General features: G+C 71.3%; 13 protein-coding genes. 12 read left to right on the top strand and 1 reads right to left on the bottom strand.

The genetic code is table 11. From position 1 onward, the window contains the following. Positions 1–37 precede the first annotated feature (37 nt). From O7597_RS28770 to O7597_RS28715, 12 genes are all read left to right on the top strand, one after another. Positions 38–1,252 carry a serine hydrolase gene (locus O7597_RS28770; protein WP_281583340.1) on the top strand — a complete coding sequence of 405 codons (1,215 nt, stop codon included), beginning with the start codon at positions 38–40 and terminating at the stop codon, positions 1,250–1,252. A 1-nt stretch (position 1,253) separates the two neighbouring features. Further along, on the top strand, positions 1,254–2,054 hold the full coding sequence (locus O7597_RS28765) for a M15 family metallopeptidase (RefSeq protein ID WP_281581303.1): 801 nt from the start codon (positions 1,254–1,256) through the stop codon (positions 2,052–2,054). Between the two features lie 221 nt (positions 2,055–2,275). Further along, the gene (locus O7597_RS28760) at positions 2,276–3,064 is read left to right on the top strand and encodes a class I SAM-dependent methyltransferase (RefSeq protein WP_281581302.1); all 789 of its coding nucleotides are present in this window, start codon (positions 2,276–2,278) and stop codon (positions 3,062–3,064) included. 171 nt (positions 3,065–3,235) lie between these two features. After that, positions 3,236–4,267 (top strand): PHB depolymerase family esterase, encoded by a 1,032-nt coding sequence (locus tag O7597_RS28755; protein ID WP_281581301.1) that lies wholly within the window; start codon positions 3,236–3,238, stop codon positions 4,265–4,267. Between the two features lie 131 nt (positions 4,268–4,398). Further along, positions 4,399–5,304, top strand: a complete 906-nt coding sequence (locus O7597_RS28750) for an ion transporter (RefSeq protein WP_281581300.1) — start codon at positions 4,399–4,401, stop codon at positions 5,302–5,304. Between the two features lie 105 nt (positions 5,305–5,409). Beyond that, positions 5,410–8,232, top strand: coding sequence for a Na+/H+ antiporter subunit A (locus O7597_RS28745; protein ID WP_281581299.1), 2,823 nt, complete (start codon positions 5,410–5,412; stop codon positions 8,230–8,232). Continuing rightward, the gene (locus O7597_RS28740) at positions 8,229–8,699 is read left to right on the top strand and encodes a Na(+)/H(+) antiporter subunit C (RefSeq protein WP_164449795.1); all 471 of its coding nucleotides are present in this window, start codon (positions 8,229–8,231) and stop codon (positions 8,697–8,699) included. The genes O7597_RS28745 and O7597_RS28740 overlap by 4 nt, the downstream gene beginning before the upstream one ends. Next, on the top strand, positions 8,696–10,267 hold the full coding sequence (locus tag O7597_RS28735; protein WP_269741820.1) for a Na+/H+ antiporter subunit D: 1,572 nt from the start codon (positions 8,696–8,698) through the stop codon (positions 10,265–10,267). The genes O7597_RS28740 and O7597_RS28735 overlap by 4 nt, the downstream gene beginning before the upstream one ends. Then, complete coding sequence (locus O7597_RS28730; protein ID WP_269741819.1) at positions 10,264–10,872, top strand: Na+/H+ antiporter subunit E; 609 nt, start codon at positions 10,264–10,266, stop codon at positions 10,870–10,872. The genes O7597_RS28735 and O7597_RS28730 overlap by 4 nt, the downstream gene beginning before the upstream one ends. Continuing rightward, positions 10,869–11,165 carry a monovalent cation/H+ antiporter complex subunit F gene (locus O7597_RS28725; RefSeq protein WP_269741818.1) on the top strand — a complete coding sequence of 99 codons (297 nt, stop codon included), beginning with the start codon at positions 10,869–10,871 and terminating at the stop codon, positions 11,163–11,165. Before O7597_RS28730 ends, O7597_RS28725 begins: the two co-directional genes overlap by 4 nt. Continuing rightward, complete coding sequence (gene mnhG / locus O7597_RS28720) at positions 11,162–11,539, top strand: monovalent cation/H(+) antiporter subunit G (RefSeq protein ID WP_269741817.1); 378 nt, start codon at positions 11,162–11,164, stop codon at positions 11,537–11,539. Before O7597_RS28725 ends, mnhG begins: the two co-directional genes overlap by 4 nt. 489 nt (positions 11,540–12,028) lie before the next feature. Beyond that, the gene (locus O7597_RS28715) at positions 12,029–13,228 is read left to right on the top strand and encodes an RtcB family protein (protein ID WP_269742766.1); all 1,200 of its coding nucleotides are present in this window, start codon (positions 12,029–12,031) and stop codon (positions 13,226–13,228) included. On the opposite strand, the gene O7597_RS28710 is transcribed toward O7597_RS28715, so the two are convergent. After that, positions 13,218–14,240 (bottom strand): hypothetical protein, encoded by a 1,023-nt coding sequence (locus tag O7597_RS28710; protein WP_281581298.1) that lies wholly within the window; start codon positions 14,238–14,240, stop codon positions 13,218–13,220. The genes O7597_RS28715 and O7597_RS28710 overlap by 11 nt on opposite strands. Positions 14,241–14,303 lie beyond the last annotated feature (63 nt).

Raw genomic sequence — 14,303 nt, 5'->3', positions numbered from 1 at the left:
GATAGTGTCGCTGATTGTGAGAGCTTCCGCACTTACGGTGGCGGTGGCTGCCGCGCTGCTGACGACGCCTCTGGTACCGGTCGCCGACGCCCAGGCGGCGGCGGTGCGGTGTCCGCGTCCAGCGCCGCCCGCTCCCGGCCCCACACCTGCGGCGGCGCCGTCACCGGACCCGGTGCAGCGGGCCGTCGGCGGGCCCCGGCTGGCCACCTCCGGTCTGGTCGTGCCGGCGGGCGTGCCGAAGCCGCCGAAGGTGGCCGCCACCTCGTGGCTGGTGGCGGATCTGGACACCGGCGACGTGCTGGGTGGCTGCGGCCCGCACGAGTACGCCACCCCGGCCAGCGTGCAGAAGCTGCTGTTGGCCGCGACCATGCTGCCGAGACTCGATCCGTCCGACGTCGTCACCATCACCGCCGGTGACCTCGACATCGAACCGGGAAGTTCCGCGGTGGGGCTGGTGGCGGGCGGCCGGTACCGGGTGGAGACGCTCTGGCTCGGGTTGCTGCTGCGCTCGGGGAACGAGGTGGCGAACGCGCTGGCCCGCCTCGGTGGCGGGGCGGACGGCATGGCCGGCGGGGTACGGGCGATGAACGAGCAGGCGAAACGGCTCGGCGCGTACCAGACGCACGCGGCGACCCCCTCCGGGCTGGACGGTCCCGGGCAGTTCACCAGCGCGTACGACCTGGCTCTGATCACCCGGGCCTGCTTCGACGACGCACGTTTCCGGCGCTACGTGGCCACCCGGGAGGCGACCGTCCCGGCCCAGCCGAGGCAACGCGCCAAGGGCTTCACCATCGACAACGACAACCAGCTGCTCTACCACTATCCCGGCGCCCTCGGCGGCAAGACCGGCTACACCGATCTGGCCCGGCACACCTACGTCGGCATCGCCGAGCGGAACGGACGGCGGCTCGTGGTGACGTTGCTGGGCGCGGACGTGATCGACAAGCGGGGCTGGCAACAGGGCGCGGCCCTGCTCGACTGGGGATTCGAGCTGCCTTCGGCGGCCTCGGTGGGGGTGCTGGTGAGCCCGGGCGCGGCCACCGGCTCGGCGCCACCGGCCGCCGTACCCCCGCAGGCGTTGCCCGGCGGCGCGTCCGGCGCGGAGACCTCGCAGGCGGCGACCCTGGCCGGTCGCCTGCGGTCGGCCTCCCTGATCGGCCTCGCCATCGGGATGACGCTGCTCGCGGGCGGTCTGGTCGGCCGCCGTCGCGGGCGGCACCGCACCGCCGCGACGCGCACCGGCCGGCGGTGAGGTGACCTCGCCGCGCACCCTCGCCCTCGGTCTGACGGCGACGCTGGCGCTGGTGACCGGTGGCTGCGGACGGGGCGACGAACCAGAGCCGACACCATCACCACCGTCGCCATCGGTGTCGCCGGGTTTCGTCGTGCTGTCCGATGTCGACGATCGCATTCTCACCGACATCCGGTACGCCACCGCAGACAACTTCGTCGGCCGCCGCGTCGACGGCTACCGGGAACCGCTGTGCCTGCTCACCGCCCGCGCCGCCGAGGCGCTGCGCCGGGTGCAGGACACGGCGATCGCCGCCGGCCGCAGCCTCAAGGTGTACGACTGCTACCGCCCGCAGCGGGCCACCGACGACTTCCTGCACTGGGCCGGGCAGCCGGACCAGGACCTCACGAAGGCCGCGTTCTACCCTCGGGTGCCCAAGGCGGAACTCATCGACCGCGGCTACCTCGGTGCTCCCAGCTCGCACAGCCGCGGCAGCACCGTCGACGTCACGCTTGTCGACCTATCGGCAGTCGAGCAAGCTCCATCTCGCCCGGCACAGCCAATGGCGGCCTGCGCCGCTCGACGTCACGCTGGCAACAGCGTCGACATGGGTACCGGCTTCGACTGCTTCGACCCGCTGTCGCACATCGACGCCCAGGGCATCGCTCCCGCCGCCCGGGAGAACCGGCGGCAGTTGCGGCAGCTGATGACCGACGCTGGCTTCGTCGGCTACGACCGGGAGTGGTGGCACTTCCGCTACCGCGACGAACCCTGGCCGGACGCCTACTTCGACCTGCCGGTAACCCGTTCCTCGGCCGGCTGACACCGAACACAGTGCCCGTCTACGAGTGCGACGTGGATAGACCGGCCGAGCGGCTTCTCCTGTCCCGACAGCTGAGACGCGAATACGAGATCTTGGACATTTTTCGTTAGCGCGAAACGGAAAATTTCCAAGATCTCGTCTGGATGGTTCGAGGGTGGGGCGGTCTCTGCCGAGGGCAGAATGGTTGGCGTCGCGTCTGGTGTCGCGGGCAGGCTGGCGAGGTGAGGGCGGACTTCAGCGGTGAGGTGGCGGCGTACTACGCGAGGCACCGGCGCGGCTACCCGCCCCAGGTGCTCGACGCCCTGATCGCCGCATGCCAGCTCGACGTCGACGACACCGTGCTCGACCTTGGCTGCGGCACCGGCCAGCTGACTCTTCCGCTCGCCGCCAGGGTGGGAACTGTCATCGGCATGGACCCCGAGCCGGACATGCTGGCCAAGGCCCGCGAAGCCGCCCACCGCGAGAAGCGCGTCAATGTCACCTGGGTGCTCGGCGCTGACCGGGATCTGCCCACGCTGGGCCGGCTGCTCGGTGCGCGGACGATCAATGCGTTGACCGTCGCCGTCGCCGTCCATTTCATGGACCGCGACACGCTGTTCGCCGACGCCCGTCACCTGCTGCGTCCCGGCGGCGGTATCGCCGTGATCACCAACGGTGCTCCCTTGTGGGCGCAGGACGCCGAGTGGTCGGTGGTGCTGCGCGACTGTCTGCAACGGCTGTTCGGGCATCCGGTCACCGCCACCTGTCAGACCGACGAGACAGGTCGCCGGCTCAACCAGGAGGCTCTCGTCCGGGCCGGCTACCGGTACGCCGAGTCGTTTGTGCGGTACGACGCGCAGCTCACCGTCGAGGACATGGTCGGCGGGGTCTTCTCCGCCATGTCGGCCGAGCGGCTGCCCTCGGCGTCGGGCCGGGCCGAGTTCACCGCCGAGGTGCGTGGTGCTCTCGGCGGGCGGGACCACGTCACCGAGCGCGTCCAGGTGTGGTCGCAGTTCGGCGTCGTGGACTGATCGCGGCGACAGGGCGCAGCGGAGACCGAAGGGGGGCCGTCGACAGTGATCGGCACCACTGTGCGGCCCGGTGACGTGTGGGTCGCGGTCATGTCGGCGGTGACGCAGGTCACGTTAGCGTCGCCGTACGCCGACACCACCGCCGGCGCTCACCGAACCACAGGGAGCGTCATGATCAGACCTGTCTCGCGTCTGCTCGCCGCCGCCGTCGCGGCCCTGCTGCTCACGCCCGCGATGCCGGCCCAGGCCGCCGCCACCCCGCACACCAAGACCCCCGTGTCCGGCAGCCTGTCGACCTACCGCATCTCGGGGGTGTACGTCGCCGGGGTCTCCTCCGGCGCCTACCTGGCCGGCCAGCTCCAGGTGGCCTACTCGCAGCGGATCAGGGGAGCGGCGCTGTTCGCCGCCGGCCCCTACTACTGCGCGCAGAACAATGTCGCGCAGGCGCTGTACGGCTGCGGCGACAACATCTACCCGACGTATCTGAGCGCGTTGCAGTCGTACACCCGGACCTGGGCCGGATACGGCTGGGTCGACCCGGTCAGCGGGCTGTCCGGCGAGCCGGTCTACGTGTTCCACGGTGGATCCGACGGCACGGTGAAGCGGTCGGTCAGTGACGACCTGGTCCGCTACCAGCAGCACTTCGGTGCCAGCGTGCAGTACGACAGCGGCTCCTCGGCCGGGCACGGCTGGGTCACGCCCTACGGGACGGTGGGCTGCACGGCCACGACCGCGCCGTACCTCAACGACTGCGGCACCGACCCGCAGCGCACCTTCCTGCGCAAACTGTTCGGGTCGGTCCAGTCGCCCAACACCGGACCGCTCGGCGGCACGCTCGTGCGGTTCAACCAGAACAGCTTCGCGGTGAACGGCTGGGCCAACGGCCTGAGCATGGACGCCAACGGCTTCGCCTACGTCCCGTCCTCCTGCGCCTCGGGCGCGAGCTGCCGGCTGCTGGTGGCGCTGCACGGTTGCCTCCAGGGGCACAGCCGGGTCGGCACCGCCTTCGTGGATCGGGCCAACCTGAACCAGTACGCCGACACCAACGCCACGATCGTGCTGTACCCCCAGGCCATCACCAGTCCCGGCAACCCGAACGGGTGCTGGGACTGGTGGGGTTACCTCGGCGCCACCAACTACCCGATCAAGGGTGGTGCCCAGGTGGAGACGGTGATGAACATGGTGCGCCGGTTGGGCGGCTGAGCGCGGCCGGCGTCGGCCCGTACGCTGTCGTTCATGAATGCCGTACGTCAGCACACCGCCGACGCACGGTGGGCGGCCGCACCGGCCCCGGTGTCCGCACCGGGGCCGGTCGCACGATGAGCGGTGCACCGGTGCCGACTCCGCGAGGTGGACGGGCGCGTACCAGCAGGTTGTTCGGGTGCTGTGCCCGACTCGCCGCGTCCCGCTCCTTCGAGATCGCCATGGTCGGGGTCATTCTCGCCAACGGCGTCGTGCTCGGCCTGGAGACCTACCCCGACCTGGGCCCGGCGGGCACCGCGTTGCGGGCGTTGGAGTGGGCCTTCCGAGCGGTCTTCGTCGTCGAGATCAGCATCCGTATGCTGGCTTACGGTCGCCGCCCGCAGGACTTCTTCCGGCACGGCTGGAACGTCTTCGACTTCCTGGTGATCGCCGCGATCTTCATCCCCGGCCTGCACGGCGACTCGGCGCTGCTGCGGGTGATCCGGGTGCTGCGGATCGTCCGGCTGGTGCGGTTCTCACCCGGCCTGCGCACGATCGTCTCCGCGCTGTGGCGCAGCCTGCCCGGCATCGGTGGTTTCTTCGCCCTGGCGGTGGTGACGCTCTACGTCTACGGCATGGCCGGCTGGTTGATCTTCGGCGAGGCATATCCGGAGCAGTACGGAGACATCGGCCGCTCGCTGCTGACGTTGTTCGTGCTGCTGTCGCTGGAGACGCTGCCCGACCTCATCGAGCAGGGGATGGAGTTCTCGCCCTGGACGGTGCTGTACTACGCCAGCTTTGTGGTGATCACCGTCAACCTGCTGCTCAACATCCTGGTCGCGGTCTTCGTCAACTCGATGGAGGAGGCCCGACGGCTGGAGATGACCGAAGGGCTGGACCCCGGCTACGACTCCGACGGGGACGGTGTGCCCGACGAGGTGGACCGGATCGCGATCAGTCAACGTCTCGACGACCTGCGGACGCTCATCGTCGAACTCGAACGGGAGCTGCGCATCGACCGTGACGACCGACGACTCCGCCGCGTCGGCAGGGAGTGACCGCCGACCAGCGCGTCCGCCTTTGACCAGGATCACGACGCATGCGGATAACGGGCGTCACCGGATAGGGTCGTTACACCGGCTGATGATCTCTGGGGAGGGTGCGTGCTGGCACTGGTGGCGGTCCATGCGCTGACAGCCGTGATCGCTCCCGGTCTGGTGCGACTCTGGGGGCGTAACGCGCTCTATCTGGTGGCGCTGGCACCGGGCGCGACGCTGATCTGGGCGCTCACCCGCGCCACCGGCGTACGCGACGGTGTGCCGGTGGTCGAGACGGTGCCGTGGGTGCCGCGACTCGGGCTGGAACTCGCTCTCCGGATGGGGACGCTGTCCTGGCTGATGGTGGTCCTGGTCGGTGGGGTCGGCGCGCTGGTGCTGGCCTACAGCGCCCGCTACTTCCGCACCGACGACCCCGGCCTCGGCCGCTTCGCCGCCGTCTTCGTCGCCTTCGCCGGTGCGATGCTCGGCCTGGTGGTCTCCGACGACCTGCTGCTGCTGTACGTGTTCTGGGAACTGACCACCGTCTTCTCCTACCTGCTGATCGGCAGCGACCCGGCGAAGCGGGCCAGCCGGCGGGCCGCCATGCAGGCCCTGCTGGTGACGACGCTGGGCGGCCTGGCCATGCTCGCCGGGTTCGTCATGCTCGGCCGGCACGCCGGCAGTTTCCGCTGGTCCGAGATCGCCGGGAACCTGCCCGGTGGCGGCTACCTGACCGTCGCCGTGGTGCTGATCCTGCTCGGCGCCCTCAGCAAGTCGGCGATCTTCCCGTTCAGTTTCTGGCTGCCGGGTGCGATGGCGGCACCGACGCCGGTCAGCGCCTACCTGCACGCCGCCGCCATGGTGAAGGGCGGCGTGTTCCTGGTCGCCCTGCTGGGGCCGGCGCTCGCCGAGGTCACCCCGTGGCGGCCGGTGCTGCTGACCGCCGGCCTGATCACCATGTTCCTCGGTGGGTGGACGGCGTTGCGGCAGACCGACCTCAAGCTGCTGCTGGCCTACGGCACGGTCAGCCAGCTCGGCCTGCTGATGGTGATCCTCGGCGCCGGCACCCGCGACACCGCCCTGGCCGGTGCGGCGATGGTGCTCGCCCACGCGCTGTTCAAGGCCACCCTCTTCCTCACCGTCGGGATCATCGACCACGCCGCCGGCACCCGGGACCTGCGCGAACTCAGCGGGTTGGGGCGACGGGCGCCGACGCTCGCCGTGGTCGCCGGACTCGCGGCGGCCTCGATGGCCGGCCTGCCGCCGATGGCCGGCTTCGTCGCGAAGGAAGCCGCCGTCGACGCGCTGCTGCACGGCGGTGGGCCCGAGCTGGTGGTGCTGGCCGGTGTGGTCCTCGGCTCCGCGCTGACCGTCGCGTACACGCTGCGGTTCCTCTGGGGAGCCTTCGCCGGCAAGCCGGGCGTCCCGCCCGCCGAGGTGACGGCCGTGTCCTGGCCCTTCCTCGCCCCGGCGGCGGCGCTGGCCGTCGCCGGGGTCGCGGCCGGACTGCTCGCCCCGGCGGTGGACCGGCTGCTCGCCCCGTACGCAGACCGGTTTCCCGGCGCCGAGTCGGGCTACCACCTGGCGCTCTGGCACGGGCTGACCCCGGCGCTCGGGCTGTCGGTGCTGGCGGTGGCCGGCGGTGCCGCGCTGTTCCACCTGCTGCGCCGGGAACGGGTGCGGGCCACGCTGCGGCTGCCCTTCGACAGCGCGACCGGCTACACGCGGGTCGTCGGTGCCGTCGACCGGCTGGCGGTGGAGCTGACCGGTGCCACTCAACGTGGCTCGTTGCCCTTCTACCTCGGCGTCATCCTGGTGGTGCTGGTGCTGCTGCCCGGTGGGGCGCTGCTGATCGGGGCACCCTGGCCGCAGCGGTTCCACGTCTGGGACAGCCCCCTGCAGGGGGTCGCCGCCGCCGTGGTGATCGTGTCGGCGGTGCTGGCGGCCCGGGCCCTGCGCCGACTCACCGCGATGATTCTGGTCGGCGTCGCCGGCTACGGCACCGCGCTGCTGTTCATCCTGCACGGCGCACCCGACCTGGCGCTCACCCAGTTCCTGGTGGAGACCGTCACCATCGTCATGTTCGTGCTGGTGCTGCGCCGCCTGCCGGTGACGTTCTCGGAGCGGCCGATCCGGTCCAGCCGGCGTGGTCGCGTCGCGATCGGGATCGCGGTGGGCGCGGTCACCGCCGGCATGGCGTACGTCGCCACGGGCTCCCGTCAGGCCGTCCCGATCTCCGTCGGATTCCCCGACGAGGCGGTGTCGTACGGCGGCGGCAAGAACATCGTGAACGTTGCCCTGGTCGACATCCGAGCCTGGGACACGATGGGTGAGATCGCCGTGCTGGTGGTGGCCGCCACCGGCGTGGCCAGCCTGATCTTCCGGCGTTCGGGTGACCTGCACCGGCGCGCCGAGATTCCCGGTGGCGGCCGGGCCGGGTCGACCTGGCCGCGTTGGCTGACCACCGGTGCCACCACCCGCGCCCAGTCGGTGGTCCTCCAGGTGGTGACCCGACTGCTGTTCCACGCCATCGTGCTCTTCTCCATCTACCTGCTGTTCAGCGGCCACAACGCCCCGGGTGGCGGCTTCGCCGCCGGCCTGGTGGCCGGTCTCGCGCTGGCCGTTCGTTACCTGGCCGGCGGGCGTACCGAACTCAACGGCGCGGCACCCGTCGACGCCGGTGTGGTGCTCGGCGCCGGGCTGTTCGTCGCCGTCGGCACCGGGGTGGGCGCGATGCTGCTCGGCGGCGAGTTCCTGCAGAGCGCGGTCCTCGACTTCCACCTGCCGGTGCTGGGGCACGTCCACTTCGTCACGTCGGTCTTCTTCGACGTCGGTGTCTACCTGATCGTCGTCGGTCTGGTGCTGGACATCCTGCGCAGTCTCGGCGCGGAGATGGACCGGCAGAGTGAGACCGAGGATGCCGAGATCCGGGAAAGGGAGCTGGTGTGACCCCCAACCTCACCTACGTGATCGTGGTCGGCGTGCTGGTCGCCGCCGGGGTGACACTGCTGCTGGAACGCAGCCTCACCCGGGTGCTGATGGGGGTCATCCTGCTCGGCAACGGCGTCAACCTGCTGCTGCTGACCGGCGGGCGGGCCGGTGGCGCGCCGATCGTCGGCACCACCGAGCCGGAGCAGATGAGCGATCCGCTGCCCCAGGCGATGATCCTCACCGCCATCGTCATCACCCTCGGCATGACCGCGTTCCTGCTCGCGCTGGCCTACCGCAGCTGGCATCTCAACGGGCACGACGAGGTGCAGGACGACGTCGAGGACCGTCGGATCATGGATCTCGCGATCCGCGACGAAGGTCCGGGCACCGCCGACACCGAGGGCGGCACCGACGACGGCGACGGCGAGCCGACCGGCGATCCCCGGCCGGTCGCCAACGTGGTGGAGGCGGGTCGGGCCGGATGACGTACCTCGTTCCGCTGCCGGTGGTGATGCCGCTGCTCGGCGCGGCACTGACGCTGCTGCTGCTCGGTCGGCCGCAGGCCCAGCGCTGGGTCAGCCTCACCGTGCTCACCGCCACCGTGGCGGTGTCCGCCACGCTGCTGGTGCAGTCCAGCCTGCACGGCCCGCTGGTGGTGGAGGTCGGCGGCTGGGTCGCCCCGTTGGGCATCGTGCTGGTCGCCGACCAGTTGGCCGCACTGATGCTCGTGGTCTCGGCGACGGTGACGCTCTGCGTGCTGGTGTACTCGATCGGGCAGGGTATGGCCGACGGCCACGAGGAGACGCCCCTGTCGGTCTACCACCCGACCTACCTGGTGCTGACCGCCGGTGTCTGCAACGCGTTCCTCTCCGGTGACCTGTTCAACCTCTACGTCGGTTTCGAGATCCTGCTGGTCGCCAGCTACGTCCTGCTGACCCTGGGCAGTACGGAGAACCGGATCCGCGCCGGCACCACCTACGTGGTGGTGAGCCTGCTCTCCTCGGTGATCTTCCTGATCGCGATCGGTCTGGTCTACGCCGCGACCGGCACGCTCAACCTCGCGCAACTCGTCGACCGGCTGGACACCCTGCCGGACGACCTGCGCCTGGTGTTGCAGGGCATGCTGCTGTTGGCCTTCGGGATCAAGGCGGCGGTCTTCCCGTTGTCCGCCTGGCTGCCGGACAGCTACCCGACGGCACCGGCCCCGGTCACCGCGGTCTTCGCCGGTCTGCTCACCAAGGTCGGTGTGTACGCGATCATCCGCACCGAGACGTTGCTGTTCCCCGGCGGACGCACGGCCACGCTGCTGCTGGTGACGGCGGTGCTGACCATGGTGGTCGGGATCCTCGGCGCGGTGGCGCAGTCGGACATCAAACGGTTGCTGTCGTTCACGCTGATCAGCCACATCGGCTACATGCTCTTCGGGGTGGGCCTCACCTCGTCGCTCGGTCTGTCCGCGGCGATCTTCTACGTGGTGCACCACATCACCATCCAGACCACCCTCTTCCTCGCCGCCGGTCTGGTCGAGCGCCGGGGCGGCAGCACCGCCCTGGATCGGCTCGGCGGCCTGGCCCGGCTGTCTCCGCTGCTCGCCGTGTTGTTCTTCGTGCCCGCGCTGAACCTCGCCGGCATACCGCCGTTCTCCGGGTTCCTCGGCAAGCTCGGCCTGATCCAGGCGGGTGTCGACGACGGTGGTGCGCTGGCCTGGATCCTGGTGGCCGGCGGCCTGGTCACCAGCCTGCTCACTCTCTACGCCATCGCCCGCGTGTGGAATCTGGCCTTCTGGCGGACGCCGCACGCGGACATGCCGGCCGACGACGACGCCGCGGAGGCGGCCCGTACCGAGGGCGCGATGGAGCCCGACCGGAGCGGTGGGCGGTCGGGAGCGGTGCTGCCCGGCCTGATGATCGCGCCGACGCTCGCGCTGGTGGTGCTCGGGCTGGCGTTGACCGTGGTCGCCGGTCCGTTGTTCGACCTCAGCACCGACGCCGCCGACGACCTGTTGCGGCGGACCCCCTACGTCGACGCCGTCTTCCCGGGAGGTGCGCCGTGAGGTCCGATCCGTCGACGGAGTCGACCGACCCGGCACGTCCGCCGCTGAGCCGCACGGCCCGGCGACGCAACCAGGTCGTCGCGGTGACCGCCTTGGTCGCCGTGTGGGTGCTGCTCTGGGGCACCCTGTCCTGGGCCAACATCATCGGTGGCCTGGTGGTGGCCGCCGTCCTGCTGGCCGTCTTCCCGCTGCCGCCGGTGACCTTCGCCGGCCGCCTCCGTCCGCTGCCGCTGCTCCGCTTCTGGCTGCATTTCCTGCGCGACCTCGTGGTGGCCTCCGCGCAGGTCGCCTGGCTGGCCGTGCGGGTCGGCCACACCCCGCGGAGCGCGATCATCGCGGCGCGGCTGCGGGTCAACACCGACCTCAACCTCACGCTCACCGCCGAGGCGTTGTCGCTGCTGCCGGGCAGCCTGATCCTGGAGGCCGACCGGCGAACCGGCACGCTCTACATCCACGTGCTGGGCGTGACCAGCCGGGACGAGGTCGAACGGTTCCGCCGCGGCGTGCTGGAACTGGAGGCCCGCATCATCGAGGCGATCGGCTCACCCGAGGAGTTGCGTCGCGTCCGGGAGACCCCGGCCGACCGGGAAGGGGTACCCGCATGAGCGCGGTCGCCGTGATCGTCACCGTGCTGCTCGCCGCGGCCGGCGGGCTCACCCTCACCAGGGTCATCCGTGGGCCGTCGATCCTCGACCGGGCCGTGGCCACCGACGTGCTGCTGGCCGTGATCGTCGCGGCGATCGCCACGGAGGCGGCCTACAGCCGGGACGCCACCGCGCTGCCGGTGCTCGTCGTCCTCGCCGTGCTCGGCTTCGTCGGCTCGGTGAGCGTCGCCCGGTTCGCCGCCCGACGCGACGACACGTCCACCTCGGGTCCGTCGGACGGGAGCCGCGAATGAGCCTGGACGTGGCGTTCGACGTCGCGGCCTCGATCTGTCTGATCGCCGGGGCGCTGCTCAGCCTGGCCGCTGGGATCGCGTTGGTGCGCTTTCCCGACCTGCTCACCCGGATGCACGCCGCGGCCAAACCACAGGTGCTCGGGCTGCTGCTGGTGCTGGTCGGCTGCGCGTTGCGGCTGCGCACCGGGGTGGACATCACCACGCTGGTGCTGGTCGGTGCCTTCTCCCTCGCCACGGCCCCGGTCGCGGCACACATGGTCGGTCGGGCCGCGTACCCGCACGAGGACATCCGCACCGACCTGCTGGTCACCGACGAACTCGCCGCCCACCTGGACCGTGTCGCCGAGGAGCGGGAGCACTCGGCACCGGCCTGACCAGTCCTTTGACGGCCGGCAGGCCTCGCCCTGCGCACGACTGCGCCAGCCGGGACGGCGTCGCCGGCCAATATCCATTGCGGGCGCGGCGAATCCTCCCTAGCCTTTCCGGCATCAGGTCGATCACGACGGGAGCCGGAAGGAGTATGCCGTGCGAGAACTGAACCGCAGCCAGGTCGGTCGTTGTTCGTGGTGCCCCGCCGTCGCGCTCGCCGGCAGATCCGCCCTCCTGACGACCAGCAGGTAGTCCCGGCGCTCGGCACGTCGCCGCAGGGCAGACCCTGACCGGCACGGATTCGCCGACGTTGCCGCGACCGCCCCAACCGATCCGGGGCTGCCCCGGCATCTCTCACACCAACCCGCCACGCGCGCCCCGCGCGGCCGTGGATCATGCAGTTGTGGTCACGCCAAACAAGTACAAAAGCTGCATTCGACCGACCACAGGTGCATGATCGGCGGGCTTCGCCGCAGAACCAGGAGAACATCACCATGGGTTTCAGCCTGCTCGCGGGAACGCGGGCGCCGGTGCGGGTGTGGACCGACCCGTACGCCATCGAGCCGCAGGCCGCGCGGCAGCTGCGCAACATCGGCGCGCTGCCGTGGGTGCACGGCGTCGCGGTCATGCCCGACGTGCACTTCGGTAAGGGCGCCACGGTCGGCTCGGTCATCGCGATGCGGCAGGCGGTCTCACCGGCGGCCGTCGGAGTCGACATCGGCTGCGGCATGTCGGCGGTGCGTACCTCGCTGACCGCCGCCGACCTGCCCGACGACCTCGCCGGGCTGCGCCGGGCCGTCGAGGACGCCATTCCGGTCGGCTTCGCCCAGCGCGACGAGCCGGTGGACCCGCGCCGGGTACGGGGGCTGGAACAGCGCGGCTGGGACGACTTCTGGCGGCGCTTCACCGACCTCGACCGGCGGGTGGCGCAGCTGGAGACGCGGGCGAAGCGGCAGCTGGGCACCCTCGGTGGTGGCAACCACTTCATCGAGGTCTGCCTGGAACAGGGTGGCGCCGACGCCGGCCGGGTCTGGCTGATGCTGCACTCCGGATCCCGCAACATCGGTAAGGAACTGGCCGAGCGGCACATCGCGGTGGCCCGCCGGCTGCCCCACAACGCCGACCTGCCCGACCGGGACCTGGCGGTGTTCCTCGCCGGCACCCCCGAGATGGACGCCTACCGCCGGGACCTGTGGTGGGCGCAGGAGTACGCGCGGCGCAACCGCGCCGTCATGCTCGCCGTCCTGATGAACCTGATCCGGGACCGGTTCCCGCAGGTCAGTTACGACGAACCGATCAGCTGCCACCACAACTACGTGGCGGAGGAGACCTACGAGGGGGTGGACGTGTTGGTGACGCGCAAGGGTGCCATCCGGGCCGGCCTCGGTGACCTGGGCATCATCCCCGGTTCGATGGGCACCGGCTCGTACATCGTCCGTGGTTCGGGCAACGACTGGAGCTACCGCTCGGCCTCGCACGGGGCGGGCCGGCGGATGTCCCGGGCCCAGGCCAAGCGGACGTACAGCACCGCGGACCTGGCGACGCAGACGTCGGGTGTGGAGTGCCGCAAGGACGCCGGGGTGGTCGACGAGATCCCCGGCGCGTACAAGGACATCAACGAGGTGATGGCGCAGCAGGAGGACCTGGTCGAGGTGGTCGCCCAGCTCAAGCAGGTGATCTGCGTCAAGGGCTGAGGTGCGGTCGGCGCCCGTCGGGGGGCGGGCGCCGGCCGTACCCGTCGTCCGCCGCCGAGATCTCCGCGTGCCAGTCCGGAGCGTGCGCCTCGGCGAGCCGGTGCCACGTGGCCGGGCCGCCCCGCAGGGGCCAGGCGCGGCTGGTGCCGTAACCGGTGCCGACGCCGCCCAGCTCGCGGGCGAAACGGCGGTGCGTGGCGGCGAGGGCCTCCGCCGCGCCGGGCGTGCCGGCGGCCACCTGGTGTCGGACGGCCTCGGTGGTCGTCGCGTAGCGGCGCACGGCGGTGTCCGTGTCGGCGTCGACCTGGCGCTGGCTCACCGAGGAGAGTCTGAGCAGTGGCGGCGGTCCGTCCTCGGCGAGCGCGGCGGCCAGCCGATCGTGACCGTCCAGCACGACGTGGCAGTCGAGGCCGCTGATCCACCAGAGCAGCACCGGTGGCAGGACGCCCTCCCGGAACTGCTTCCGATACGCCTTGACCCGTCCGTCGTCGGGGTTCGCCAGCGGGCGCAGCGGCAGGACCTGCCGGTGCCGATCCCCGCTGAACCAGTCGATCCAGCCCCGGTCGTGCCACAGCGGCACCGGCGCCGGTGGCCGTGTCGCGCCGACGTTCAGGTACTCGACGTCGCCGCCGATCACCCAGCGGCCGGCATGCAGCGGGCCTGCGTCGGTCCCGGTCAGCGCGGTAGCGAAGTGATGGGCCCACCGCGCGTGCCAGGCACCGCCCGTGTCGGCGGTGCCGAAGGCCGCCGCCCGAGCCGCGCGGATCGGTGGCACCGGCGGGCGGTGGTGGCCCGTCGAGGCGTACGCGACGCCGAAGTGGTCGTCAGCCACCCGTGCCAGCAGCAGAACCGCGTCGTCACGCCGCAGCACGAGCAGGCCGCGCCCGGCCGCCTCCATTCGCAGGGCGGGACGCGTCGGTTCGCCGACGTCGAGAACCAGCGCCTCCCACGCCCCCTCCGCGCTCGACGCGGGAAGATTCGTCCTGCGCACTGCGGAACTGGTCTCGGCCACGGACCCATCATCGATCACCACGACCGCCGGCCGCCCCACGGTTACACCCGAGGACGTCCCCGC

This window comes from Verrucosispora sp. WMMC514, assembly GCF_027497295.1.
GTDB classification, from domain to species: Bacteria; Actinomycetota; Actinomycetes; order Mycobacteriales; family Micromonosporaceae; genus Micromonospora; species Micromonospora palythoicola.
Note: the sequence above shows the minus strand (reverse complement) of the source record. Positions and strands in the feature narration are given on the sequence as shown.

What these genes read in the sequence shown, in the direction of transcription:
- O7597_RS28755 (WP_281581301.1), top strand. Translation starts at nt 3,236, where the DNA reads ATGATCAGACCTGTCTCGCGTCTGCTCGCCGCCGCCGTCGCGGCCCTG.
- O7597_RS28735 (WP_269741820.1), top strand. Translation starts at nt 8,696, where the DNA reads ATGACGTACCTCGTTCCGCTGCCGGTGGTGATGCCGCTGCTCGGCGCG.
- O7597_RS28725 (WP_269741818.1), top strand. Translation starts at nt 10,869, where the DNA reads ATGAGCGCGGTCGCCGTGATCGTCACCGTGCTGCTCGCCGCGGCCGGC.
- mnhG (WP_269741817.1), top strand. Translation starts at nt 11,162, where the DNA reads ATGAGCCTGGACGTGGCGTTCGACGTCGCGGCCTCGATCTGTCTGATC.
- O7597_RS28715 (WP_269742766.1), top strand. Translation starts at nt 12,029, where the DNA reads ATGGGTTTCAGCCTGCTCGCGGGAACGCGGGCGCCGGTGCGGGTGTGG.